Origin of the sequence: Achromobacter xylosoxidans (assembly GCF_014490035.1) — a bacterium.
Classification (GTDB): Bacteria; Pseudomonadota; Gammaproteobacteria; order Burkholderiales; family Burkholderiaceae_B; genus Achromobacter; species Achromobacter bronchisepticus_A.
The window spans coordinates 248837-274019 of the sequence record NZ_CP061008.1 but is presented as its reverse complement, the minus strand read 5'-3'; the positions used below and the strand labels follow the sequence as shown (position 1 = coordinate 274019).

Below are 25183 nucleotides of genomic sequence, written 5' to 3'. Positions count from 1 at the left end.
TTTCGGATACTAGCGAAGCAGAGTAGGCGCGCCTATATATCGCAGCTACGGGCGCAATCTTTGCTGTCGTCATATTGTCTTGCCTGAAACTGCCGCCCTCGCGCTGAAAGCCTGTCTCCACTGGAGTACGCCATGGCTGCAAAGAAGCAAGCGGGGCGCGCCGCCCCGGCACGCAAGACGGCGGCAAAGCGGCAGCCCGCCGCGGCCGGCACGGCAGCGACCAAGACGCCCCGATCCACCCCGAAACGCAAAAGCCGCGCACTGCCGCCCACGCTGCCGTTTCGCCGCACGGCCAAGCCTGACGCCTTCGACGTCCGCGATCTCCCATTTCGCCCAAACATCTCGGTCACGCCCAAGACCGAGATGATTCCCGCGATGGGATTGACCGTGAAGCACCAGGAAGACACCTCGGCCTGCACCGGCTTCGCCTTGTCCACGGTGGTCGAATACCTGCTGCGCAAGTCGGAGCGCGAACCGCGCCCGGCCATCTCGCCATTCATGCTGTACTCCATGGCCAGACGCTATGACGAGTTCCCGGGTTCCGTCGACGACACGGGATCGAGCCTGCGCGGCGCGCTCAAGGGCTGGTTCAAGCACGGCGCGTGCGCCCAGGAACTGTTTCCGGCCCTGGCCATGCCGGCGGCGGCCAACGAAACCGCCGACGACTGGTGGCTGGACGCCGTCAAGCGCCCGCTGGGCGCCTACTACCGCATCGACACGCGCAACATCGTCGAAATGCACGCGGCGCTCAACGAGGTCGGCATCCTGTACGCCAGCGCGGGCTGCCATGCCGGCTGGGACGACGGCCATGGCGTCACCCCGCAGAAGACGCCTTCCACGCCGGGCGCGCAGCCATTCTGGATCATCCCGCCCGACAAGCAGGACTCCGCCACCGACGGCCACGCCTTCGTCATCGTCGGCTATACCCAGGACGGCTTCCTGATCCAGAACTCCTGGGGCGAGGAATGGGGCACCCATGGCCTGGCGGTGCTGACCTACGACGACTGGATGCGCAACGCCATGGATTGCTGGGTGGTGCAGCTGGGCGTGGTCACGCATGAGCACACCAAGATCTCGAACAGCATCACCCTGCGCACCGAAGGCAAGCGTGTCACGCTGGCCGCAGGAACCGTGCTGCGCAACCGCGAACTCTCGCCCTTCATCGTCAACGTCGGCAACAACGGCAAGCTCAGCAACAGCGGCACGTTCCGCACCACGCCCGACGACCTGCGCGCCATCGTCGATGTGCACATGAACGCCGCGCGCGAGAAGTGGGGCTTGAAGGACAGGCCCATGGACGTCTGCGTGTACGCACATGGCGGCCTGGTGGGCGAAGAAGATGCGGCGGAAGCCGCCGCCGAATGGATCCCGCTGCTCTACGAGAAACAGATCTTCCCGGTCTTCCTGATGTGGGAAACGGACTTCATCACCACCGTGAAGAACATCATCCAGGACGCCGCCCACAGCGTGCCGCGCACCACGGGCGGCCTGGGCGAGCGGCTGGAGCGCTGGTGGAACCAGCGCCTGGAACGCTGGCTGGCCCGGCCTGGCACGGTGATCTGGGGCGAGATGAAGCAGAACGCCCAGGCCATGAGCGAACCGACGCCCAAAGGCATGGCGCAGGAAGAAGCCGCGATGATCATGCTCTACAAGCACTTCAAATCGCATGTCAGCCAGGGCCGCGTGCGCCTGCACATCGTCGGCCATTCGGCCGGCGCCATCGTCGCCAGCCACTTCGTGCACCGCTTGACGGCTGACGGCGGCGAACTGGAATCGCTCAACCTGATGGCCCCGGCAGTCACGCTGGACACCTTCCAGAAATTGGTCGTGCCGCACCTGAAGACGCGGGTAAAACGCTATCAGCAGTTCCACCTTTCCGACCGGGCCGAGGAAGACGACCCCACCTGCGGCCCGTATCGCCGCTCGCTGCTCTATCTGGTGAGCGAGTCCTTCGAAGGCGGCACCACCACGCCGCTGCTGGGCATGGAACGCTATTTCCGCGATGCCGGCATCGCTTGCGACGCCGTGCATGTCTCGCCCGAAGGCAGCCCTGCGCCCGGCTCCGCCAACCCGCCCGTGGCAGCCAGCACGCATGGCGGCTTCGACAACGACAAAGGCACCCAGCAGCAGATCATTGCGTTCATCAAACGTTGAGCCGGCAGCCGCGCCAGCAACCGCGGCAGGCAGGGAGGGCTTGGATATGTTTGAGATTCCTCAGGCACAGACGGATCTGGAGCATGACCAGTACGTGCGCGTACCGGCGTCCGCTTCGATACCGGGCGATCCCGCGGAAATGCTGCGGGTAATGTCGCGAGCGGGCGTGCCTTGCCTGCTGCTCGGCCAGAACGGCGCAATCCTGGACGCCAGCGATGCGCTCGACCCCAGCGTCCAGGAGTTCCGCGGCCGCGACGTCGCCGAAGCCTATGGCCTGGGCACGGCGCTGACGATGGGTAACGGCGCCGTCGACGGCATCTACCAAGCCAGGGACGGCGCGCCGGTGCCCGCGCAACTGGTGCCGCTGTGCAAACTGGAAAGCGGTGAACTCGTGGTGCTGGTCAACGACGGCACGCCCTTCAGGAAAGCCGAGTCGCGCCGCTTCGAACGCACGCCCTATGCCGTGTTCCGTCTGGACCTGGAGGGCGTGGTGCGCTTTGCCAACCGCGAGGCGGCCCGCGCGCTGGGCCAGAAGCTCGACGAGGTCTGCGGCGAGCCTCTGGCCCGCCATTTCCGCAAGAGCGACGCGCCCCGCATCGCCGATGCCATCCGCTGCTGCGCCCGCAATCAGGAAGGCGATTCCATGGTGGCCGTGATCGTCGCCATGCCCGGACGCGACGGCGAAGAGCGGTTGTTCCAACTGGTCATGACGCCCGACCCCGCGCCCAACGGCGAGCTGCTGGGCGTGATCGCCATCATCCAGTCGCGGGCGCTGGAGTCCGCCCGCGACGAGATTCGGCGCATCGCGCTGGACCCGGCCATCAGCGGTTGGCGCCTCAAGCTCGATGCCATCCTGGAACAGATCCGTCCACTGGTGCCATTCGAGCACGCCGTGTTCGGCATCTACGACGCGCAGGTGTCGCTGTTCCGCGCGATTGCGGTGCGGCCAGAAGGGGTGGAGCTTTGGCCGGCGCGCTGGATGGAGCTGCCGCCCGCGATCCGGCCCTTCCTGGATTCCGGCCAGACCTGGATCGAGGAGATGGAGCCGTTTGTCAGCGGCCACGACTTCGAGCCGGGCGACGAAATCGTGCGCCGCTATCGCGACATGGGCATGCAAGCCAGCGTCACGCTGCCCGTCACGCGCCAGGGTGGCTATAGCTCAGCGCTGAGCCTGTGTTCGCGCCAGCCGGCGCAGTATGGCCAACGCCACTTGGATATCCTGCGCGCCCTGGACCTGGAGCCGGTGCTGATGCGCTTCGAGAAAGAACGCGACGACGAACGCACCCTCTTCGCCGAGTCCTTGCGCCAGACCATCATGACGGCAGATTCCTTGCGCACGGCGGCGCGGGACATCGTGCCCAGGCTGGCCCAGTTCTTCTCCTGGGACTACGTGGCGCTGTTCCGCGTGAACCGCAAGGAAAGCCGCTACGAGATAGTGACCCAGCACAGCCTGGCGCCCGAATACGCGCTGCCCGACGGCTACCTGCAGCCCATCGAGCGCGGCATGCTGGGCCAGACGCTGCGGCAGCGCCAACTGCTATCCCTGGATGACGTGGGCGACGCCGACGATCCCAGGAACGACTACACGGGTCCGCCGCGTCCCCTGCGCTCGGCCATGACGGTGCCGATCCGCCTGAACGGCCGCATCCGCTGGCTGCTGGACGTGGAGTCCTCGGTATCGCATGCGTTCAAGGGACCCGACGCCGACGACCTGCTGGAGATCATTGCGTCGCTGGAAGAGGGGCTGGACCAGCACCTGCTCAGACAGACCAAACAAAGCCTGATGGCCGAAACCGAACAGGCCGTCGTGTTCGTCGGCCGCGAGGGTTCCATCATCGAGATGAACCGGGTCGCAGCCGACATGCTGGGCGCCGAACCCGGCCGCTGCCTCGAAGGCGAGACGCCGGTGTCGATCACGGCCTTCGCGCTGCCGGACGACCCCGCGGCGCAAGGACTGCTGAGTTCGGAGGCCGGCGTCAGGCGCGAACGCATCGAGCTGCGCGGCGCGGGCGGGCAGCCGCGCTCGGTGCTGGCGACCCGGACGGACCTGGATCCCAGCCTGGACATGTCGATCTGGTTCTTCACCGACATCGCCGACATGAAGTGGGCGCGCGACATGCGCTTTCTGCGCGAAACGGTGGCCGAAATCGCCGAACAGACCCGCAGCCCACTGGCGCTGGCCTGCAGCCTCGCCACGCAGACCGCCTTGCTGCACGAGGACGCGGCGCGCGGCGAGCAGTCCGAAGCCATCCTCGCCAAGGCTCAGAACCTCGGCCAACGCATCGTGGCGGAAATCGGCAAGGTGGACATCACCTTCGAACGGCTGGCCAGCGCCAACGAAGCGCGCCGGCAGGCTCCGCCCGAGCATGCCCGCGTGGCGCTGCACGAACTGCTGACGCGGGTCATCACCGCCTTTCCGCAGCGGGACCAAGGCCGCATCGCGCCTTTGACCCAGGCGGGCGCGGCGGGCGGACCCATGGTGCATGCCGACGCCGAAGCGTTATCCGCAGCCTTCCGGTCCATTCTGGCCTATCTGCTGCGCTGCCGCTCCGACGACGCCCGCGTGGAAGTCGACATCAGCGACGACCCGGATGGATGTTCGGTACGCCTGGGACTTAGCGCAGAACAAGCCTGGGACAGCGACCAGCGGACGCACGCCGTGCCCGACGATGCGCTCCTGAACGCGGAACGCGCGGCCCACGATGGCGCCGGCCTGGGCATCGCCCAGATCGTGCGTACCATGCAGGCCCACGGCGGCATGCTGACGACGGACCCGCCCATGGCCGAATCCGCGGCCCCGCCCTCGCAAGCGTATGAATCCGTTCTGCCGCCGTGGCGTTCGTTCACCCTGCGTTTCCCTTCCCGGTCGGGCTAAAGGAGACTGCGATGGAACAACCTGCACAGAACAGCAGCTGGATCCTGCTTGCCGGCGGCGACGATGGCGACGAGGAATGCTGGGCCGACCGCATCCAGCAACTGCCCAGGCACGAGCAAAAATACCCGCGAATCAAACCCTTCATCGGTGCGCCGTTCCAGCACGTCTTCGACCTGGGCAACACGCGGCAGGAGATCGAGCGTCATGGGTCGCTGCCGGGCCTGCTGATCATTGACGCCAAGCCCGCGCCCCAAGGCGGAAAAAAGAAGAAGAGCGGCGCGACGGTGGTCGAGGTGCTGGAGTGGCTGGCCGAGCAGGCGCCCGTACCCGTGTTGATCGTAACGGAGGATCCGTCCGAGGCCCTGCAGCGCTGCGCGCTTGAACGACCCGAAAGGCTTATGTGGAGCAACGAGCCCGGCAAGACGCGCGACGGCAGCACAGCGCTCGCCAGGGCGCTGGACAGCCTGGCGGCCACCACTCAACCCCGCCGGCTGATCATAGAAGTCGCCGAAAAAGCGGTCCGATACCGGCTCCAGTCCGGCCCGCACGAATTCAGGTCGCCGGAACTTCCCTATAAGCGGCAATCCGATATCGATTCGCTGCTGATGCGCGTCGATCAGTTCTCGCCCTATCTTGGCAGCCAAAGAGTGGCCAATTGGCTGGAGTCGCTCAGCGACATGGGAAGGCAGGCGTTTGACGTGATGGTGGCCGACACGGTGGGTCCGCCGATCGCCACGCTGATCCAGCTCGCCCGCGACCAGGAAGGCGTCGTGCCCGCCGACAAACTGGCCTGGGCCGACCTGCGATTCGATTTCAACGTGTCGGACCGCCAGAGCGCGGCCTTCTTCAGCTTGCCCTTCGAACTGAGCTGCAACGCCAGTATCAAGGCCAGTGAGCGGCGCTACCTGTGCCAGCGCATACCCATGGCCCGACGCCTGCACATGGAAGGCATGGACTCCGCCAGCGATCAGGAAGAGACCGTATCCCGGCCGGCCGGCCCCCTGCGCCTGCTTTTCATCGGCGCGAACTTCAGCGGCGTCATCTCGTTCCAACCGGAAGATGGCAGCAACGATATCCCGAGCGTCACGCTGAAACCGCTGACGGCCGTCGCCGAGGAGCTCGCAAACCTGCAAGCCCTGGCCAAGCGTCTGGACGGCCGCCTCGTGGTCGAGGACGTGCCGCCGCTCACCGGCTATGAGCTGCAGGATTACCTGGAAGAAAAGGTGACCGGCGGCGGCTACGACATCCTGCACTACTCGGGCCATTCCCATTCCGTGGGCGACAGCACCATGTTGGTATTGCCGGGCAGCCAGGCCGGCAGGGGCCTGCAATTGTCCATACGCCTGGTCGGCAGCTGGATGAAGGCCGGCAATTGCAAACTGCTGGTGCTGTCTTCATGCAGCGGCGCGTCGGTGCGTACCGCGCTGGAGGTCATGCGGGCCGGCGCCATGGGTGTCCTGGCGTTCCGCTGGCAGGTGGAGGATCAAACCTGCGCCCGCTTCATCAGGCGCTTCTACCTCGCTTATTTCGACCTTGCCAATACCCAAGGATTCGCGGAAGCCTACCGGCGCGCCTGCGCCGGCTCGCACGACGAGGCCAGGGGCTCACCCACCTGGGCCTCCGCGCTGGCGATCGTGCGCGACTGAGACCAGCCACCAGGAGTACACGCCATGACTTCCCTATTCGGCATGCTGCGCAAGATCGGCGACCTGGGTTCGTCCACGGACGGCATGGGCGGCTTGGTGCCAACCGTGCCCGCGGGCCGCAATTACTATGCGGAGATCGATCCGCCGCCCGGCGCCGCGTCCTTGGGCGAGCGTGGATTGAATGGGGAAGCCTTCGTCCCCGGGCAATGCTATTTCAGCGTACGCATGGTCGAGATGCGCTTGACCGACGCCGGCAACTACATCGCCGCTTTCCTGCCTCTGTGCGCCTTCTTCCTGCGCTACACCGAAGCGGGCGCGCAGCGCGAGATTCCCTACGTCGTCGGCTACGAGGCGATCCAGCAGGCGATGGGTGAGACGGCGCCAAAATCGGGCGGGGGCAGGGTGGTTTTCCGAAACGTCTACATCGCCCGCAACGTGCCGTACAACAGCGACGGCCTGGAGATGTTCGCCGCGCTGTGCCGCTTCAGCGACACCGGCCTCACCCGCGGCATACTCGACTTCGTCTCCACCACGGTCAGCATGTTCGGCGGCGTAGTGGGCGGCGCCGTCGTCAAGGCTGGAGAAGGCCTGCTCAAACCGCTGAGCAAGCTCTTCGGCACCGACGGCGCCAGCATCCGCTTCGGCATTTTCGACGGCATGGCGCTGCGCCGCAGCGGCTATCGCGTGTTGGCGGGCGCGGACTCGCAAGACAAGCTGCAGGACCTGCAACTGGTCGACGGCGTGCTGCACCGGCAAAATGGAAACGGCGGCCTGGAGCCCGTGAACGACGTGGACTACCTGGTGCTGGCTTTCGAGCAACGCGCCACGCTGGGGGAGGACATGTTCAGCGCCGCCACGGCCTTGCCGTTCCATCGCAAATGGACCGAAATGACCACCGCGCTGGTGAACAAGAACGCCGCGGCCGCCCGCGCCGCATTTCAATCGCTGGCGGTCGACATCGCCGCCTCGCCGCTGCTGATCGAACGGGACCGCTTCGCGCTGCTGGCGGCCTACGCGAGCGAAAGAGAAAAATGGAAGTCCAGCAGTATCCTGAGATCCGCCAGTGACGACAGCAACATCGCTTCCGTCGTTGCGGACAAGCAAAAGGCCGCAGCCGACAGAAGCAGCGTCATCGCGCAACCGCTGGAGGCAGCCATGGTCCTGCTGGCGACCTCCGCGGTCCGCGACTCCGCCTCGACGCAAGCCGCAGCCGAACAAGCCGATGCATCGCTGGCGCAGGCGCTCTCCACACTGCTCGCTACGCTGGAGCCCGACGTGGACGGAAAAGCCGGCACCGCACCCGACGCCCTGTCCGGCGCATCCCGGGAAATGTTGTCGGCGATCCTGGAAGAAAAGCCCTAGCGGCTGGGTCTGGCAGCCCTGAGCGCGGCCGCGGAACTGACCCTACTGCTCGCGCGTAAAGACTTTCTCCGCGACCTCGCGCAGCACCTCGACGTACTCTTCGCGCTTGCTCTGGAAACGATCCGACGGCCCCGAAATGGCCATGGCCACGCATTCTTCGCCCAGCCAGCCCGACACAGCCAACGCGTCCGCGCCGTCTCCGCCTTCGCCGTGCGTGTGATACCAGCCGCGTTCGCGGCTTTTGTCGATTTCAGCCAGGAGCGCGTCGGGTTCGGTGACGGTGGCGGGCGTGAGTTTACGCAGCGGCTTGGCGGCCAGCAGCTTGCGCGCGGCCTCGGGTGGCAGGCCGCCCAGCAATGCCTTGCCCATGGCGGAAGCATGCAACGCGATGCGCTCGCCCAGGCTCAGGATATAGCGCAGCGGATACTTGCCGTCGCGCACCGCCACCACCTTGACCGCGGCGCCATCGATACGCCCAATGTACGCGGTTTCCCCGGTGCGTTCGGACAACTGTTCAAGCGCTTCGCGCGTGGCATGGATGATGGGATCGACCGTGCTTATCTGCTGCACGGCAAGCAGCAGCTTGCCAGTCGGGTAGTAACGCCGCGATTGCGTGCGCAACAGGTACCCCAATTGATGCAAGGTATGCAGCAGGTCCAGGCAGCTGCTATCAGCCAGATCCAGCAAACGCGCCAGATCGGAGTTGGAGAGTTCTCGCTTCTCTCGCGCGAAGACTTCAAATACCGCCATGGCACGGGCGGCGGCGCTAACAAAGGTCGGCATATGACGCTCAATTACCTGGAGTTTGCCATCGGCCTGCGACACAAGCGCAGCAAGTTGAAAAGGCGTTGTTAAACGGCGTCGGAAGTGTAGTCCATGTCAACGAACAGGGGCAACATTGCGCTCGTCCTGAGCCAGCACCAGATCCCATATCTGCTGGCCTATCGGGTGCTCACGCTCTTCATACAAATGCGCCACCAGACCGCCCGCGCGTCCGACCAGCATCAGGCCGCGCGCGATCATTGGATCCAGGCCCATGTCGCAAATGATGGCGCCGATCGCACCGACCACGTTCATGGGCAGGTTCTTGTTCCGGTCCTGCAGCAGCACTCGATGAACCGCGTCCATCAGACGCCAGTGCTTGCCGTGAAAGCCCAGCTCCTGCGCCAACTGGCACAGCGTCGGTACGCGCGGATCGCCGTGCACGTGTATCGGATGGCCGATGCCGTAGACAGGCTGCTTCTTGGCCCGGCTTACGCTGAGCATCGCACGCGCAGCGGCATCGCACGCCGCCTGGTCCGGATCATCGGACAGGTCGGCGGCCCCGGCTGCCAACATCTCGGCGCAGTTCTGGGTGGTACCCAGAAAGACGCTGCCCGCGCCCAGCAGCCCCGCGGCCACCGCCGCCTGCATCGCTTCCGGCGCACCCAGGAAGGTCAGCCGGGCGCTCATGGCGCTGGGCGTCAGGCCGTGGTCGCATGCGGTGACCAGGATGTGGTTGATCATGGCCTTCTCGGCTGGGCTGGGCGTGCGGTTGAAGATCGTCAACAGCATCATGTCGACGAAGTCGACTTTCCCCAGCAATTCCGTGGCCAGGTTCTTGCCGCGCACCGTAATGGTTTCCGGGGTGGTGTACCCGATTTCGGTCTTGATCAATTCACGCCTCCGCGATGTGTTCATTGGATTGTTGGGCGCGGCACGCGACCAGCATCTTGACGCTGCAGACGCATACCGTTTCCCCGTTCTGATTGATGCCCTGCCGTTCGAACTCGACCACGCCGCGGCTTGCGTCGCTGGCCAGGCGCCGGCCAGTCACCAGGATCCTGACCTTGATCGTGTCGCCGACGAAGGTAGGTTTGGCAAAGCGATAGGACATTTCCAGCAGGCCCAGGATCGACGGTTCCAGACACTGGTTGAGCACGGTGCGCGTGTTCAGGCCGGACATGATGGAGCCGACCAGCATGCCGTGCGCGATGCGCTGGCCGAACTTGCTCTGCCCCGCATAGACCGCATCCGTATGCAGCCGGTTGTAGTCGCCACTCAGGCCGGCGAAGGCAACCACGTCAGCTTCGGTGATGGTGCGCGCGGCCGTTACGACTTCCAGGCCGAGCGGCAAGTCATCCCAGTAGTAGCGCATGTCTGCCAAGGCGCCGGGCGCCGGCGTATCGACTGCGACAGAAGCCGCCGTCACTTTGCCGTCTCCGCCGCGTTGATCGCGGACAAGCCCAGCACCTCGCGGCCCACGATCAGCGTCTGCACTTCCGCGGTGCCCTCGGGTATCGTGCCGCCGCTGGTATCGCGGAAGATGCGCTCCAGCGGATACTCGGTCGAATAGCCCAAGCCGCCATGGACGCTCAAGGCGATCTTGGCGACCTCATGCGCGGCTTCGGCGCCATAGAGTTTGGCGATGGAACATTCGACGCGCGCGGGCAGGCCTTTCTGCACGGCCACGGCGGCCTTGTAGCCCAGCGCACGCGCCGCTTCGGTGCGCACCATCATGTCGACGATGTGTTTTTGTACCAGCTGGAATTCACCGATGGGGCGGCCGAACTGGCGCCGGGTCTTTGCATACTCGATGGACAGGTCCAGCGCGGCCTGCGCCGCGCCCACCGCGCCCATCGCGATGTTCAGGCGGCCATAGTTCAGGCCCGTCAGCATGGTCTTGAGCGCGGTGCCCTCGACGCCCAGCAGGTTCTCCTTGGGTACGCGCACGCCGTCAAAACGCAATTCGGCGGTGCCGGAAGCCTTAAGAACCATCTTGTCGACCAGGCGCGCCTCGTAGGGCGACTGCTCGCGCTCCACCAGAAACAGCGATAGCTTGCCGTCGCAGCTGGCGCTGAAGGTACGCGCCAGGACGATGGCATAGTCCGCGTTCACACCATTGGTGATCCACAGCTTGCTGCCATTGAGCTCGTAGTGGTCGCCCTGGTCTTGCGCCCTGAGTTCGATGCCCGCCACGTTGGAACCGTGGTTGGGCTCGCTGATCGCCACACACACGTTCTTGGCGGACGACAGCACGGGCCGCAGGAATTTTTCCTTCTGAGCGGGCGTGCCATAGGCATTGACCAGGCGCAGGAAGATATTCGTGATGTTGAGTATGGTGCGCAGGGATCCCCAGCAGTAGCCGGCCTCTTCGACCATCATCGCCCACGTGACGAAGTCCAGTCCGAAGCCGCCATCGTCCTCGGGCAGCAGCCCGCCGATGTAGCCGAATTGCGCAAGTCCCTCCAGCACGTCCGCAGGGATGCGCCTGTCGGCTTCGCAGGCGGCGATGCGCGGGCCGATCTCGGCCTTCATATAGCGCCTGATGCTGTCGCGCAGGGCCAGTTGATCCGTATCGAAATCAAAATCCATGTTGTCCTCTAAGCGGCCATTGCAAGATTTGGGGTGTGCGTATCAAGACGAAAAGCGTCCGCCCGTCACGTACAGCGTGACGCCAGTGATGTAGCGGGCGCGCTCCGAAGCGATGAAGGCGACGGACGATGCGATGTCGTCCGGCTGCCCCAGGAAGCCGACCGGGTTCTTGGCGAGCGCCGCGTCCCGCAGTACCGGATAGGAGGGCAGGGACTGCATGAGTTCGGTTTCGACAAAGCCGGGCGCGATGGCGTTGACGGTGATGCCAAACTTGGCCTGTTCCAGCGACAGGGCGCGGGTGAAGCCCACCAGGCCCAGCTTGGCGGTGGTGTAGTTGGTCTGGCCGGGATTGCCGAACACGGAACGCGAGGCGATGTTGATAACGCGCCCCCACTTGCGTTCCATCATGCCCGGCAGCACGGCGCGGGTGCAATGGAAGGCGCCCTTCAAGATGGTGTCGACCACCGAGTCCCAATCGGACTCGGCCATCTTGCCCAGATACTTGTCGCGCGTGAAGCCCGCGTTGTTGACCAGGATGTCGACGCCGCCGTAAGCGGCCGTTGCCGCGTCCACCATGGCGGCCACCGCGTCACGCTCACAGACGTCGCATTGCACGCCGATGGCCTCGTGGCCCTCATCGCGCAACCGCTGCGCCGTGGCCGAGGCAGTCTGGCCGTCGATGTCCGTGATGACGACGCGCGCGCCTTCTTCGGCCAGCACGCGCGCCGTCTGGGCGCCGATGCCGCGACCCGATCCGGTCACCAGCGCCACCTTTCCCGCAATTTCTAAATCCATGGAGATGTCTTTCCTGTATGGAACGGCCAGCGGCCGTGCATGCCATCACGCGATTCCCCCCGGCGCGCCACCCGCATTTGGGGCGGTGACCGCCCCCTTGAGGACGCCGCTTAAATTCATAATATCGTACCGAATAACGAAATGTCGAATTTATTTTCGATTGACCAATGCAATATGTCGAATTAGTATCCGGCATATCGTATTAATTGCACCATTCACAACTGCCAGGCGAGCATGCGCGACATGCCCGGAGGACCTCGAATGTTTTCAGACCTTGCCCCCTTGTTCGACCCCAGTTCACTCGTCCTGATCGGCGCCTCGGACCGGCCCGCCAGCATCGGCCAGCGCGCCTTGACCAACATCGTCGAACACTCCAGCTATGGCGGCGAACTGTTCCTGGTCAACGCCACCAAGGACACGGTCATGGGCAGGCGCGCCTACCGCTCGGTGATGGATCTGCCCTATGCGCCGCAGACCGCGATCGTGGTCGTGCCGGCGCCCGCCGCGGTCAGCGTGCTGGCGGACTGCGGCCGCAAGGGCGTCAAGTTCGCCATCGTGCTGACCTCCGGCTTTGGCGAAACCGGCGAGGCAGGGCGCCAGCTCGAAGAACAGATGCGCGCCATCGTCCGCGAGACCGGCATCCGCATCTACGGGCCGAATTGCCCCGGCATGAACAACAACAACCGTGGACTGGGCTTCACGTTCTCGCCGGCCTTCCAGTACGACCGCATGCCCGGCCCGATCGGCCTCGTCACGCAGGGCGGCGGGCTGGGCCGCACCTTCCTGCAGGCCAGCGGCCGCGGCATCGGCATCGGCCTGTGGTGCTCCAGCGGCAACGAGGTCGACCTGACCGCCAGCGACTACATCAACCACATGGCCGCGATGCCCGAAATCAAGGTCATCGTCACGCTGCTGGAGGGCATCAACGACGCCCCCCGCTTCGCCGCCGCGGCCCTCAATGCCGCGCGCCAGGGCAAGCCCATCGTGGCCCTGAAGGTCGGCAAGTCCGCCTATGGGGTCCAGGCCACGCAATCCCATACCGCCGCGCTCTCGGGCAGCGCGGACATCAACAGCACGGCCTTCCGGCAGCTGGGTATCGTGGAAGTCGACGACATCGACGAACTGATCGATACCGCCGCGCTGCTGGCGCGCGGCGTACCCGCGCGCGCCATCCGCACCGCCGTGTATTCGTTCTCCGGCGGCACGGTCGCGCTGGCCGCCGACATGCTGGGCTGCGCGGACCTGACACTGGCGCAGTTCGCTCCCCGGACCCGCCAGGCCTTGGCCGATCTGCTTCCGGCCTTTGCCGCCATCGACAATCCCGTCGACACCACCGCCGAGATCCTGGTCCAAAGCGACATCAGCTACGGTTCGCTGCTATGCGTCGCCCAGGATCCGAACGTGGACGTGGTGCTCTATCCCATTCCCATGGAATACGGCGACACGACCCTGGCCGCCTGCCGCAACCTGGTCAAGGTGCAGGCCGAAGTCGATGTACCCATCGTGCCGGTCTGGATGAGTGACAAGCTGGGAAGTGGCTACCAATGCCTGGTCGATGCGGGCATCGCACCCATCCGGACGTTGGGCAAGGCCATCAAGGCATTGTCGAAGTGGAATCGCTATGGCGTATCCGCCCGCGCCTTCGATCCGCGATGGGAACCGTCGATCATGCTGGCCGCGTCCCCGCGCGGCACGCCTGCGCCGCAAGCCTACGCCGAGCGCGCCGCCAAGCAGCTGCTGAGCGAAGCCGGCGTCGCCGTGCCCTTCGGCCGCGTATGCCAATCGGCCGATGAAGCCGTGGCCGCGGCCGCGCAATGCGGCGGCGCGGTGGTGGCCAAGATCGTCAGCCCGCAGATTCTGCACAAGTCGGACATAGGCGGCGTCATCGTCGGCTTGCGTACGCCCGAGGAAGTCCGCAACGCCTGGGATCTGATCATGACGCGCTCGCGCGAGGCGTATCCGCAGGCGGACATCGAAGGCATCCTGATCGAACAAATGATGGCGCAACGCGGCGTGGAAACCCTGGTCGGCGTGCACCGCGACGACCTGTTCGGCCACGTCCTGACCTTCGGTCTGGGCGGCGTCTACGTCGAGGTCTTCAAGGACGTGAGCCGCCGTCTCCTGCCACTGACGCCTGCGGATGCCCGCGCCATGATCGAGGAGACCCGCTGCCATCAATTGCTTGCCGGGTGCCGCGGCCAGGCGCCTGCCGACATCGGCGCGCTCGAGAAACTGCTGCTGGCCGTGTCCGACTTCGTGATGCACGGCCCATATGAGGTGAAGGAGCTGGACCTGAATCCCGTGCTCGTCAGCCCGGACGGCGCGGTCGCGCTGGACGCCGTGCTCATCGCATCCGCGCGATAGCGCGTTTCCCCATCCGCCGCTCCAGACGGCGGACCTACACAACAGGAGACTTCCCATGTTCAACAAGCTCTTCGGTACCGCGGCGGCCGCACTCGCCGTCGCGATGGCGCTCGCGCCGCTCAATGCCTCGGCGGACGCTGCCTTTCCGGATCGGCCGATACGCTTCATCGTGCCGTTCACGGCTGGCGGCATCACGGACAACGTGGCGCGCACGGTCGGCGCCCGCGCCGCCGAGCTGCTGGGACAACCCATCATCATCGAAAACCGCGCCGGCGCAGGCGGCAACATCGGCGCGGAGTACGCGGCCAATAGCAAACCGGACGGCTACACGATCTTTCTCGGCACCCAAGGCACCCAAGTCACCAATCCCCTGATCTACAAGACCGCCAGCAAACCTGAAAAGGCGCTGGTCGCCGTGCAGGGACTCACCGCCATCCCCAACATCCTCGTCGTCAACGAATCCCGGCCCTACAACACGCTGGACAAGCTGGTGGCCTACGCCCGGGCCAATCCCAGCAAGCTGAACACGTCCAGCGCGGGCGCCGGCACCGGCACCCACCTTGCGGCCGAGCTCTTCCAATCCGTCGCGGGCGTCAAGTTCAGCCACATTCCGTTCAAGGGCAGCGCGCCTTCGATCACCGCCCTGATCGGCGGCCAGGTCGACATTTCCTTTGACTATCCCGTGTCGACCGAACCCTTCATCAAGGACGGAAAAATCCGCGCGCTCGCCGTCACGGGCGAAGCCCGGCTGCCGTCCTTCCCAGACGTGCCGACGCTCGCCGAACTCGGCTATCCAGGCGCAAGCTCCGTTTCCTGGATGGGCATCTTCGTGCCCGCCGACACGCCTGCTCCTGTGAATGCCAAGCTTGAAAAGGCATTCGCCCAGGCCATCGCAGACCCGCAGATCTCCTCGCGCCTGATCGCCTTCGGCGGCGTTCCATTGAAGAAATCCGGCGCCGATTTCGCTGCCTTCGTGAAGGAAGAGTCCGTCAAGTGGGGCAATGTGGTCAAGGAAGCCAACGTCCAGCTGGACTAGGCGACGTCATGTTCGAACGAGGCGCGCCGCCCTCGCGCCTTGCCCCTTCCCCGCACGGACCCTAGCCATGCCTCAGCCGCACTCCCTTCCCCTGTCCGGCATCGCCGTTGCCGATTTTTCCGAACTGCTGCCGGGCCCATTCCTGACCCAGAACCTCCTGGAACTCGGCGCGACCGTCACCAAGATCGAACGTCCTCCTCACGGCGACAATGCCCGGCTGCTCTATCCCGGCGTGTTCGATTCGGTCAACCGCGGCAAGCAATGCGTCATGCTGGATCTCAAGCAGCCTGCCGGCGCGCAGGCGGCGCGCGACATCATCGCCGCCTGTGACGTCCTGGTCGAAGGCTTCCGCCCCGGGGTCATGGCGCGGCTGGGGCTGGGCTATGACGCGGCGGCCGCCATCAACCCCAGGCTGGTCTACGTATCCCTGAGCGGCTATGGCCAGAACGGTCCCCATGCGCAGCGCCCGGGACATGACATCAACTATCTCGCCACGGCGGGCGCGCTGGCGCTGTCGGGCAGCGATCCCGGCATGCCCGCGCCGGGGGCAGGGCTGCCCGTCGCGGACCTCTGCGGCGCCATGTATGCCCTGTCCAGCACGCTGGCGGCGCTGATGCAGCGCCAGCATACGGGGCGCGGACAGCACCTGGACGTATCGCTGACGGATTGCGTCGCCCACTGGATGAATCCGCGCCTGGGACAGTTCTCCTCGGCCGGACTCGGCAGCCTGGCGGCGCAGCGCCTGGACGTTTTGAACAAGCCCGCCTATGGCGTGTTCCGCACGCGCGATGACGCCTGCGTCGCGATTGCCGCGCTCGAGGACCACTTCTGGCTGCGTTTGCTGCAGGTTTTGGCCTTGGACCTGGACCACGCGCAAACCGCTACCTACCATCAGCGGGTCATGCTGGCCGCCGCCATCAATCAGGCAATCGCAGGGCGCATGGCGGATCTGGACGCGCGAGATGCGATCGCCCGCCTGGAAGCGTCCGATGTGCCGGTCTCGCTGGTGGAAGAACCGCTGGCGCTGCGCGGCACGCCCCATGCGCAAGCCCGCTGGCTGTTCGAAAGCCATGCCGAGGCGCAGTATGTCCGCTATCCGGTACGGCTGACCCACATGAACGAGGCTTGAATCGCCCAGCGTACCGGCCCGGCGCAATCACTCTCATCTTCTGAATAGGCATCCCATGAGCCAGTATCACGCGCCCATGCATGACATCGACTTTCTCACGACAGCGGTGTTTCCCCTGGACCCGCATCTGCAAGGTTGCGGCTCCGCCCTGGACGCCGGACTCGCGCGCTCCGTCGTGCTCGAAGCCGAGAAGTTCGCGCAAGGCTTGCTGGATCCGCTCAATCGCATCGGCGACCAGCAAGGCTGCCGCCTGCATGACGGCACCGTTTCCACGCCCGCCGGCTGGCAGCAGGCCTACCTCGCCTTCTGCGAAGGCGGATGGAACGGCTTGCGCCAACCCGAGCAATACGGCGGCCAGGCGCTGTCCTGCGTGCTGGCCACCCTGACCGAGGAAATCTGGCACGCCAGCAACCCTAGCTTCGCGCTCTGCTCCATGCTGACCAGCGGCGCCATAGAAACCCTGCTGCACTCGGCGACTCCCGCATTGAAGGACCTGCTGCTGCCGCGGCTGATCAGCGGCGAATGGACCGGCACCATGAACCTGACCGAACCGGCGGCGGGCTCGGACCTGGCCGCCGTGCGCACCCGCGCGATGCCGTCGGATGATGGTTCCTATGCAATATCCGGCCAGAAGATCTTCATCACCTACGGCGACCACGAACTCGCGTCCAACATCATCCATCTGGTGCTGGCCCGCACGCCCGATGCGCCCGCCGGCGCGAGAGGCCTGTCGTTGTTCGCCGTGCCCAAGTTTCTGATTCAGGACGACGGTTCTCCTGGCGAGCGCAACGACGTGCATTGCTCGGCCCTGGAACACAAACTGGGCATCCACGCCAGCCCCACCGCGGTGATGCAGTTCGGCGCCGGGCCGGGCGCAACCGGGTATCTGGTCGGCGAGCTGAACGAAGGGCTGAAGAACATGTTCGTCATGATGAACGAGGCCCGCCACGCCGTCGGCAACCAGGGCCTGGCCATTGCCGAACGCGCGTTCCAGCATGCGGTCTGGTACGCACGCGAACGCGTCCAGGGCAAGATCGTCGGCGAAGAAGGCGCGCAGCTTCCCATCCTGCGCCACCCCGACGTACGCCGCCTGCTGCTGGGCATGAAGAGCCGGATCGAATCGATGCGTGCGCTGGGCGTGTACCTATCGATGCAGAAAGACCTGGCCCGCGCGGCCGCCAGCCCCGAGGCCCGCAGCCGCGCCCAGGCCCGCGTCGACCTGCTGATACCCGTGATGAAGGGCTGGTTCACCGAGGCCGCCCAGCGCATCACATACGACGCGGTCCAGGTCTTCGGCGGCATGGGCTATATCGAGGAATCGGGCGCGGCCCAGTACTACCGGGACGCGCGCATCCTGACCATCTACGAAGGCACCACCGCGATACAGGCGAATGACCTGCTGGGCCGCAAAACGGTCCGCGACGGCGGCGCGCAAGCCCAGCTGCTGCTGGACGAGATCTCTCAGCAGGCCGAGGCGATGCTGGCGGGTGCGGCCGGCGCCCGCGAGTTCGGACGCAGCCTGCAACAAGGCTGCGCGCATTTGCGCGCAACCATCGTCTGGCTGCTGGCATGCCATGAGGCCGATCCGCGCGCCACCCATGCGGGCGCCGTATCCTATCTTGAGCTCTGGGGGCTGGTGACGGGCGCCTGGATGCAGGGGCTGCGCCTGCGCGCCGCGCTGGACGGCGCGGCCGAGGGAGCAGCATTGCAAGCCATCCAGGCCAGCGCCCGATTCTATGCGGAGAATCTTCTGGTTCAGGCCAGCGCATTGCGGCAGTCCATTTGCGCGGGCGGCTGCGCCATCGACGCGTTTCCCGACGACTATTGGGCCCGCTAAGGCGCTATCTCAGCACCAGCGTCGCGCCGATCACCTTCATCGTCGGCATCAACTGGCGCCAGGCGTCCTTGGGCATGGACGCCGGCCGGCGCAGCTCGGCTGCGGCGGGATCGTCCAGCAGATCGCCCTTGCAGGCGAACACGATGCTGTTGGTCATGTCGTCATCCACCACCTCGAACATGGACGAACCGAACGAGGCGCGCACCCGGTCCATGTATTCGTGATGATCCGGGTGATTGACGTGGAAGTTGATCACCAGGATGCCGTTCTTACGCAGGGCGCGGAAACAATCGGCGTAGAACTCCGCCGAGCACAGCGGACCCGGAATCCCGCCGATGCCGAACCCGTCCAGCAGGATCACGTCCGCATGGTCCGACAGGCCCCGCATATGGTCGGCCGCGTCGGCCTGAAGCACGCGGAAGCGGTCGTCGTCGCGCGGCACCATGAAGGCTTCGCGCAGGGCAATGACTGCCGGATCGATTTCCACCACGTCGACAGCGCTGTCCGCCAGATAGCGATGGCAGAACTTGGGCAGCGAGCCGCCGCCCAGACCCACCATCAGGATGCGGGCGGGAGCCGGGTTGAAAAGCACGAAGCCCATCATCATCCGCGTGTACTCCAGCTCGAGCGCATCGGGGTTGAGGGTGGACATGCTGCTCTGGATTTCCTGCTGAGTGAAATGCAGGGTGCGGCGAGTGCCCGAGTTCTGGACAAAGGGCCGCGGAAGTGCCGCTTGCGGCTCAGCGGGCGAGAAATCTGAGGAGGTTTGGGCGTCGTCGGGCATGAAACGGGGTGGCGTGCAGGAAAATGGGAAAGATACCATTGCGCCGTGTACCCACCTGGCGATGTAGTCTCTTTGGCTGATACCGACGCCCATGATTGCAGCGTAAGCTCGCCGTGCAGGAAGCTGAGCGCCCGGCTTCGGAACGCGGACCCAAGGCAATGGCTGGCTTACATACCCATTACGACACGCTCCAAGTTTCGGAAAACGCCAGCGATGAAGTCATCCGCGGCGCATACCGTTATCTCTCGCAAAAGTGGCATCCGGACAAGAATCCTGACAAACCCGAGGAAGCAAAGCGCGTCATGGCGCGCCTGAACGAGGCCTACGCAGTGCTTTCCGATCCGAAACGGCGTCAAGAGCATGACGCGTGGATCGCCGAGCAACGCGCCGCTGGCGCGCCCGGCGGCAACGGCAGCGGGACGAACGGGAAAGCCCCGCCGGATTCCGGATCCACCGATACGCTGCGCGACTATTACGCCACCGAAATCGCCAAGGGACGCAATTTCTGGATATGGCCGCTGGCCTTTATCGGCTGCGCCATGGCGTTGGGCTTGGCCGCCAACCTCGTTCCATCGCTGGCCAGCCTGCTGATGAAATACCGCTACCTCACCCTGCTGCTGCTGCTGGCCGGGGCATCCGCGGTGACGACCTCGGCCAGGAAAAAACACCGCGATCAACTGCTGCAACAGCACGAGACGCGGATTCTGGAGCAGCGGTACACGGAACACATGCGGCAGAAGACCGTGCGGCAGGTGGTCATCGGCGTCTCGGCCGTATTGGCAATCGGCGGCCTGCTAGCCTATTACGGCATGGGCTGGAATGAACGGCAAGACCAGCTTCAGGCCGCCAAGCCGGACAGCAAGAAGCCTGCGCCGGCCAAGCCCGCATCCCTCCAGATCGAGAACGCCTGCGGCCGCGACTTGAGATTCGCGGTGCACTATCTACCCGACGGAGGCGAATGGCGCACCGAAGGCTGGTGGAACGTGGAAGCCAACAGTTCCACCGGCCTGCGCGGCGACCTGGGATTGATCGAATCCACCAATACCATCTTCTACTACTACGCCGAATCGCTGGACCGGAAGATAGTCTGGCAGGGCCGCGACGACGACGAGACCGACGCGACCTATGCGTTCAAGGGACGCAACTATCGCTTCGACCGGGTTCGCCTGGCCCGCGGCGCCGATGGCAGCTATCAGCTCAAGCTCACCTGCTAGCGCATCGGCCGCCGATGCTCAGACCAGCAGCACCGGACAAGGCGCGTGGGCAATGACCCGCGAGCACACCGACCCCAGCAATGCGTCCAGGAACGGCGCCCGATGGTGCGACCCCATCACGATGGCCGTGGCGCCCACCTTGATCGCATGCGCCACGATCTTGTCCGGCGTGTGGCCGGTAAGCTCGTGGCACTCGAAACCAACCTGGCCCGCGCGCAGGATTTCGACCACGGACTTCATTGCCTTGTCGCTCTCTTCGTGGTGCCAGGCGTCGATGTCGGCCTGGCCGATGAAGGCTTTGACATCGCCCGTCACGTCCGGCTCGCAATGCAATACGTGCACCGTGAAGTCCCGGTTCAGCAAAGGGCCCTCAACCAGGTAGCGCGCCGCGGCATCGCTATGGCTGGACCCATCGGTGGCAAGAATGATCGTGTTCATGACAGATCTCCGGTTCGTGGACTTCATCCCTTATGGCGCGCGGCCCTGGCCGCGGCCCGTCTGGGCAGGATCAGGCTGGCGCCCACGGATGCCAGCAGGATAAGGCCTACCGCCCCTAGCGACCACTGCACCGGCACATGGAACCATGGCGCGGCCAGCATCTTGCCGCCGATGATGATGAGCACCGCGGCAAGTCCGTGCTTGAGGTAGCGGAAACGCTCGCGCATGTCGGCCAGCAGGAAGTACAGCGCCCGCAGGCCCATGATGGCGAAGATATTGGAGGTGAAGACCAGGAACGGGTCGGTGGTGACGGCGAAGATGGCGGGAATGCTGTCCACCGCGAACACCACGTCGCTCGCCTCTATCATCAACAGCACGACGAACATGGGCGTGGCATGCCGCAGGCCGCCGATGCGCACGAAGAACGACTCGCCGTGATAGTCCTTGGTGATGCGCATGGACGAGCGCAACAGGCGCACCAGCGGATTGCGGGCAATGTCCGGCTGATGGTCCGCCCGGGCCAGCATCCTGGCGCCGGTCGCCACCAGCAGCACGCCGAACACATAGAACAGCCAGTCGAACTTCGACAGCAGCCAGACGCCCGCCAGGATCATGCCGACTCGCATCACGATGGCGCCCAGCACGCCGTACAGCAGCACCCGGCGCTGCAATTCCAGCGGCACCGCAAAGTAGCCGAAGATGAGCGAGAACACGAACATGTTGTCCACGGACAGGGACAGTTCGATCAGGTAGCCGGTGTAGAACTCCAGTGTCTTGCGGTGCGCAATGTCGCGCCCCAGGGTGGCATCCAGATACCACCACATCAGAGCGCCGAACAACGCCGCCAGCGCCATCCAGACGCCCACCCAGAACAAGGCTTCACGGGGCCGCACGCGGTGCGCATGCCGGCCGCCCAGCACATACAGATCCAGCGCCAGCACGACCAGCACAAAGGCTACGAACCCCGCCCACATCGGCATGGTGGCAAAGGTCTCGACCTGATTCATCAGGACCTCCCGCCGTCGCTGCAAAGCCGCTATGCGACGGCCATCGGTACACAGTGCATGTACGAATCCAGTCTAGAACTTCCAGATGCGCCGAACAATTCGCCTGGGTCGAACTGATGCTCAGGTTTTTTGGAACCGTCGCGGCGCGTGGAACACCGGCATCGGCATCGGCAACTCAGCCCAGGTACTCCACGTTGCCGCAAACGGAAATGCTCTGGCCGCTGATGATGGCGCCTTCGTCCGAGCACAGGTAGGCCACCTGATTGGCCACGTCCTGCGGGCTGGTCATGCGGCGCAACGACACCTTGTCCACAAGCTGCTCGCGCATCGCGTCGTTGCTCACGCCACCAGCCGCGGCGCGGGCGGCAATGACCCGTTCAACGCGGTCGCCCGACACCACGCCCGGCAGCACGGAATTGACGCGGATGTTCGAAGGCCCCAGCTCCATGGCCCAGGTCTGCGTCAGGCCGGCCAGGCCGAACTTGCTGGCGCTATAGGGCGTGCGCAGCGAAAAGCCCAGCCTGCCCGCGACGGACGAGATGTTGACGATGGACCCGCCGCCTGCCGCGCGCAGCAACGGCACGGCGCTGCGTGCGCACAGGAAGGTTCCTGTCAGATTGACATCCAGCGTGCGCTGCCAGGCGTCCAGCGTGGTTTCCTCCAGCCGGTTGGTCGGGCCGGCCACGCCGGCATTGTTGACCAGCGCGTCGAGCTTGCCCCATTTCTTCGCCAGTTCGCCGAACATGGCCTGGACTTGCGCCTCGCTGGATACGTCCGTCACGCTGACGCCCAGGCGCGGATGCGCGGCGGCAGCGGCCTTGCACGCCGCTTCGTCCACGTCGCAGACGTGCACCTCGGCGCCCGCCTCCAGAAACCTGCGCGCGATCGCCAGGCCTATTCCTTGCGCGCCCGCGGTGACGAGGACGCGTTTTCCTTGCAGTGAATTGCTCATGGCGGTTCCTGTTCAGAGCGCAAACTCGGGACGGATGCCGCTTTTGAGCGGCAGTCCCAGGATCTCGCGCGCCTCCGCGGGCGTGGCGGGCTCCATGTCCATTTCACGGATGATGCGAACGATGCGCTCGGTCAGCTGGACGTTGGTGGCCAGTTCGCCGTGGCGGTAGTACAGGTTGTCCTCCAGGCCGACCCGCGCATGGCCGCCCAGCAGCAGGGCGGCCATGTTGGCCTCCAGCTGCGCGGGGCCGATGCCGCTGACGCAGAAGATGCTGTTCCTGGGCAGCAGGTCCACCATCATCTGCAAATTCCGCACCGAGAATGGCATGGCGTTCTGGAAGTTGCGATGCACGTTCATGACCAGGTTGATGAAATGCGGCCCTTCGTCCAGTCCCTCTTCGATCAGCGTCGTGGCATCCTGCAGGATGTGCGTGGGGCTGAAGACCTCCCATTCGGGCTTGATGCCGCGCGCCTGCATGCCGGCGGCCAGTTCGCGGGCCTTGGTGAGCGGCGTGTTCATCAGGTATTCGCGGTCGCCGAACGCCAGGTTCAAGGTCGTGGCGTCCAGCGTGCACATCTCGGCGCCGGCGTCCATGCCCTTTAGCCGTTCTTCCCAAAGGATCTCCCACGTTCCCGGAGAGGTTTCCTTGACCATGTCGCCATGCACGCCGCCGCCGGTCGAATTGTTCAACACGATGTCGCAGCGGTCGCGGATGAGCCGGTTCATCTGCCGGTACACCGAAGCGTCGCAAGTCGCCTGGTCGTCGGGACGGCGCGCATGCAGCGCCACCACGCTGGCGCCCGCGTTATAGCAGCGGTACACGTCCTCCGCGATCTCCAGCGGCTGCGTGGGCAGGTGCGGATTCTGGCTCTTGAATGCCATACCCCCGGTCGGGGCGATGGTCACGATGACTTTGCGTTTGCTCATGAGGTTCACTTCCAGAGCGCGCAGCGGCTCTCTTCCTTGGTGGTGAAGGCCTGGTTGCCGTCGATGGTCTGCACGACGTTGAAGTAGTCCCAGGGTTCCTTGGACTGTTCCGGCGTCTTGACCTGCAGCAAGTACATGTCGTGCACGACGCGGCCGTCCGGCCGCACTACGCCGTTCTTGATGTAGACGTCGTTCAGCTTGTTCTCGCGCAGATAGGCCAGCACGCGGTCGGCGTCATCCGTACCCGTGGCCTTGACCGCGCGCAGGTATTGCAGCGCGGCGGAGTAATCGGCCGCCTGCAGCGAGGAGGGCATGGCCTTGCGCTTTTCAAAGAAGGCGCGGGCCCAGGCGCGGGTCTCGTCCGATGCGTTCCAGTACCAGCTGTCCGTCAGATACATGCCTTGCGAGGCGGGCAGCCCCATGGCGTGGATGTCGTTGATGAACATGATCAGGCCGGCCAGGCGCATGGTCTTGGTGATGCCGAACTCATTGGCGGCCTTGATCGAGTTGGTGGCGTCCGCGCCGGCGTTCGCCAGGGCCAGGATCTCCGCCTTGCTGCTTTGCGCCTGCAGCAGGAACGAAGAAAAGTCGCTGGCCGATAGCGGATGCTTGACCGATCCGACCACCGTGCCGCCGCCGGCCTGGACCACCTTGGTCGTGTCCGCCTGCAGCGCGTGGCCAAAGGCATAATCGGCCGTCAGGAAGTACCAGCTCTTGCCGCCCGCCTTGACCACGGCCGCGCCCGTTCCGCGCGCCTGTGCCACGGTATCGTAGGCGTAGTTCAGCGTGTAGGGCGTGCATTGTTCGTTGGTCAGCGCCGGGGCGCCCGCGCCCACCACGATGATGGGCCGCTTCTTGTCGGCCGCAACCTTGGACATGGCCAATGCCGTGCTGGAATTGGTGCCGCCGATCAGCATGTCCAGGCCCATCTGGTCGAACCATTCCCGTGCCTTGGCCGAGGCAATGTCCGCCTTGTTCTGATGGTCGGCCGTCAGCAGTTCGATCTTCTTGCCGTTGATCTCGCCGCCCATCTCCTGGATCGCCATCTTGATGGCCTCGGCGCCGCCCGGGCCGTCCGGCCCCGAGTACACGCCCGACATGTCGGTGATGAAGCCGATTCGAATAACATCGTCTGAAATCTGCGCCTGGGCCGCAGGGGCGTGCAGCAGCGTCACGGCCAGGCCGCAGGCCAGGGCGCTGCGGGACATCATGCCTTGCATGGGCAACATGCTTGTCTCCTCTTGTGGGTTTTGGCGTCTGGGACCTCGGCTATTCTGGTGCCGGCCCCAGACCGCGGACAGTCATCATG

General features: G+C 65.2%; 20 protein-coding genes. 9 read left to right on the top strand and 11 right to left on the bottom strand.

Translation table 11 applies throughout. The features are described from left to right. Positions 1-132: 132 nt before the first annotated feature. Genes IAG39_RS01290 through IAG39_RS01275 form a run of 4 tightly spaced genes read left to right on the top strand, consistent with a single transcriptional unit; the run spans position 133 to position 8037 of the window. Entirely contained in the window at positions 133-2154 is a 2022-nt protein-coding gene (locus IAG39_RS01290) for a hypothetical protein (RefSeq protein WP_118932302.1), read from the top strand. A 46-nt stretch (positions 2155-2200) separates the two neighbouring features. Then, entirely contained in the window at positions 2201-5029 is a 2829-nt protein-coding gene (locus tag IAG39_RS01285) for a PAS domain-containing protein (RefSeq protein ID WP_118932301.1), read from the top strand. Further along, on the top strand, positions 4987-6675 hold the full coding sequence (locus IAG39_RS01280) for a CHAT domain-containing protein (RefSeq protein WP_124260359.1): 1689 nt from the start codon (positions 4987-4989) through the stop codon (positions 6673-6675). The genes IAG39_RS01285 and IAG39_RS01280 overlap by 43 nt, the downstream gene beginning before the upstream one ends. Positions 6676-6699: 24 nt before the next feature. Beyond that, positions 6700-8037 (top strand): hypothetical protein, encoded by a 1338-nt coding sequence (locus tag IAG39_RS01275; protein ID WP_118932299.1) that lies wholly within the window; start codon positions 6700-6702, stop codon positions 8035-8037. A 42-nt stretch (positions 8038-8079) separates the two neighbouring features. Here the strand turns inward: IAG39_RS01275 and IAG39_RS01270 are convergent, their stop codons facing one another. The 5 genes from IAG39_RS01270 to IAG39_RS01250 form a co-directional block, all read right to left on the bottom strand. Next, positions 8080-8820, bottom strand: a complete 741-nt coding sequence (locus IAG39_RS01270; protein WP_118932298.1) for an IclR family transcriptional regulator — start codon at positions 8818-8820, stop codon at positions 8080-8082. Positions 8821-8916: 96 nt separating this feature from the next. Beyond that, positions 8917-9693 carry a citryl-CoA lyase gene (locus IAG39_RS01265; RefSeq protein ID WP_118932297.1) on the bottom strand — a complete coding sequence of 259 codons (777 nt, stop codon included), beginning with the start codon at positions 9691-9693 and terminating at the stop codon, positions 8917-8919. A 1-nt stretch (position 9694) separates the two neighbouring features. Then, a complete protein-coding gene (locus IAG39_RS01260; RefSeq protein ID WP_118932296.1) occupies positions 9695-10174 on the bottom strand; it encodes a MaoC family dehydratase in 480 nt (159 codons plus the stop codon). Positions 10175-10224: 50 nt separating this feature from the next. After that, positions 10225-11391, bottom strand: a complete 1167-nt coding sequence (locus tag IAG39_RS01255; RefSeq protein WP_118932295.1) for an acyl-CoA dehydrogenase family protein — start codon at positions 11389-11391, stop codon at positions 10225-10227. A 42-nt stretch (positions 11392-11433) separates the two neighbouring features. Then, entirely contained in the window at positions 11434-12186 is a 753-nt protein-coding gene (locus tag IAG39_RS01250; RefSeq protein ID WP_118932294.1) for an SDR family NAD(P)-dependent oxidoreductase, read from the bottom strand. Between the two features lie 261 nt (positions 12187-12447). On the opposite strand from IAG39_RS01250, the gene IAG39_RS01245 reads away from it, so the two are divergent. The 4 genes from IAG39_RS01245 to IAG39_RS01230 all read left to right on the top strand — a co-directional run bounded on the left by IAG39_RS01245 (position 12448) and on the right by IAG39_RS01230 (position 18552). Then, entirely contained in the window at positions 12448-14550 is a 2103-nt protein-coding gene (locus IAG39_RS01245) for an acetate--CoA ligase family protein (protein ID WP_118932293.1), read from the top strand. 55 nt (positions 14551-14605) lie between these two features. Continuing rightward, the gene (locus tag IAG39_RS01240) at positions 14606-15586 is read left to right on the top strand and encodes a Bug family tripartite tricarboxylate transporter substrate binding protein (RefSeq protein ID WP_118932292.1); all 981 of its coding nucleotides are present in this window, start codon (positions 14606-14608) and stop codon (positions 15584-15586) included. Between the two features lie 67 nt (positions 15587-15653). Further along, complete coding sequence (locus tag IAG39_RS01235; protein ID WP_118932291.1) at positions 15654-16715, top strand: CaiB/BaiF CoA transferase family protein; 1062 nt, start codon at positions 15654-15656, stop codon at positions 16713-16715. Positions 16716-16770: 55 nt separating this feature from the next. Next, the gene (locus IAG39_RS01230; RefSeq protein WP_118932290.1) at positions 16771-18552 is read left to right on the top strand and encodes an acyl-CoA dehydrogenase; all 1782 of its coding nucleotides are present in this window, start codon (positions 16771-16773) and stop codon (positions 18550-18552) included. A 4-nt stretch (positions 18553-18556) separates the two neighbouring features. On the opposite strand, the gene IAG39_RS01225 is transcribed toward IAG39_RS01230, so the two are convergent. After that, positions 18557-19336, bottom strand: a complete 780-nt coding sequence (locus tag IAG39_RS01225) for a fused MFS/spermidine synthase (protein ID WP_118932289.1) — start codon at positions 19334-19336, stop codon at positions 18557-18559. Positions 19337-19431: 95 nt separating this feature from the next. Between IAG39_RS01225 and IAG39_RS01220 the strand changes: the two genes are divergently transcribed. Further along, the gene (locus IAG39_RS01220; protein WP_124260358.1) at positions 19432-20550 is read left to right on the top strand and encodes a DnaJ domain-containing protein; all 1119 of its coding nucleotides are present in this window, start codon (positions 19432-19434) and stop codon (positions 20548-20550) included. An 18-nt stretch (positions 20551-20568) separates the two neighbouring features. On the opposite strand, the gene IAG39_RS01215 is transcribed toward IAG39_RS01220, so the two are convergent. From IAG39_RS01215 to IAG39_RS01195, 5 genes are all read right to left on the bottom strand, one after another. Then, on the bottom strand, positions 20569-20988 hold the full coding sequence (locus IAG39_RS01215) for a universal stress protein (RefSeq protein WP_118932288.1): 420 nt from the start codon (positions 20986-20988) through the stop codon (positions 20569-20571). A 23-nt stretch (positions 20989-21011) separates the two neighbouring features. Then, positions 21012-21995 carry a TerC family protein gene (locus IAG39_RS01210; RefSeq protein WP_118932287.1) on the bottom strand — a complete coding sequence of 328 codons (984 nt, stop codon included), beginning with the start codon at positions 21993-21995 and terminating at the stop codon, positions 21012-21014. A 175-nt stretch (positions 21996-22170) separates the two neighbouring features. Further along, positions 22171-22947, bottom strand: coding sequence for an SDR family oxidoreductase (locus IAG39_RS01205; protein ID WP_059376956.1), 777 nt, complete (start codon positions 22945-22947; stop codon positions 22171-22173). Positions 22948-22959: 12 nt separating this feature from the next. Continuing rightward, positions 22960-23874 carry a 3-keto-5-aminohexanoate cleavage protein gene (locus IAG39_RS01200; protein ID WP_118932286.1) on the bottom strand — a complete coding sequence of 305 codons (915 nt, stop codon included), beginning with the start codon at positions 23872-23874 and terminating at the stop codon, positions 22960-22962. A 5-nt stretch (positions 23875-23879) separates the two neighbouring features. Continuing rightward, entirely contained in the window at positions 23880-25103 is a 1224-nt protein-coding gene (locus tag IAG39_RS01195) for an ABC transporter substrate-binding protein (protein WP_373429040.1), read from the bottom strand. Between the last annotated feature and the right edge of the window lie 80 nt (positions 25104-25183).

Excerpts from the sequence above, each read along its gene's own strand:
- IAG39_RS01215 (WP_118932288.1), bottom strand. The coding sequence starts at position 20,988 with ATGAACACGATCATTCTTGCCACCGATGGGTCCAGCCATAGCGATGCC.
- IAG39_RS01255 (WP_118932295.1), bottom strand. The coding sequence starts at position 11,391 with ATGGATTTTGATTTCGATACGGATCAACTGGCCCTGCGCGACAGCATC.
- IAG39_RS01200 (WP_118932286.1), bottom strand. The coding sequence starts at position 23,874 with ATGAGCAAACGCAAAGTCATCGTGACCATCGCCCCGACCGGGGGTATG.
- IAG39_RS01205 (WP_059376956.1), bottom strand. The coding sequence starts at position 22,947 with ATGAGCAATTCACTGCAAGGAAAACGCGTCCTCGTCACCGCGGGCGCG.
- IAG39_RS01240 (WP_118932292.1), top strand. The coding sequence starts at position 14,606 with ATGTTCAACAAGCTCTTCGGTACCGCGGCGGCCGCACTCGCCGTCGCG.
- IAG39_RS01210 (WP_118932287.1), bottom strand. The coding sequence starts at position 21,995 with ATGAATCAGGTCGAGACCTTTGCCACCATGCCGATGTGGGCGGGGTTC.
- IAG39_RS01275 (WP_118932299.1), top strand. The coding sequence starts at position 6,700 with ATGACTTCCCTATTCGGCATGCTGCGCAAGATCGGCGACCTGGGTTCG.
- IAG39_RS01230 (WP_118932290.1), top strand. The coding sequence starts at position 16,771 with ATGAGCCAGTATCACGCGCCCATGCATGACATCGACTTTCTCACGACA.
- IAG39_RS01250 (WP_118932294.1), bottom strand. The coding sequence starts at position 12,186 with ATGGATTTAGAAATTGCGGGAAAGGTGGCGCTGGTGACCGGATCGGGT.
- IAG39_RS01290 (WP_118932302.1), top strand. The coding sequence starts at position 133 with ATGGCTGCAAAGAAGCAAGCGGGGCGCGCCGCCCCGGCACGCAAGACG.
- IAG39_RS01225 (WP_118932289.1), bottom strand. The coding sequence starts at position 19,336 with ATGCCCGACGACGCCCAAACCTCCTCAGATTTCTCGCCCGCTGAGCCG.
- IAG39_RS01260 (WP_118932296.1), bottom strand. The coding sequence starts at position 10,174 with ATGCGCTACTACTGGGATGACTTGCCGCTCGGCCTGGAAGTCGTAACG.
- IAG39_RS01195 (WP_373429040.1), bottom strand. The coding sequence starts at position 25,103 with ATGTTGCCCATGCAAGGCATGATGTCCCGCAGCGCCCTGGCCTGCGGC.
- IAG39_RS01285 (WP_118932301.1), top strand. The coding sequence starts at position 2,201 with ATGTTTGAGATTCCTCAGGCACAGACGGATCTGGAGCATGACCAGTAC.
- IAG39_RS01245 (WP_118932293.1), top strand. The coding sequence starts at position 12,448 with ATGTTTTCAGACCTTGCCCCCTTGTTCGACCCCAGTTCACTCGTCCTG.
- IAG39_RS01270 (WP_118932298.1), bottom strand. The coding sequence starts at position 8,820 with ATGCCGACCTTTGTTAGCGCCGCCGCCCGTGCCATGGCGGTATTTGAA.
- IAG39_RS01235 (WP_118932291.1), top strand. The coding sequence starts at position 15,654 with ATGCCTCAGCCGCACTCCCTTCCCCTGTCCGGCATCGCCGTTGCCGAT.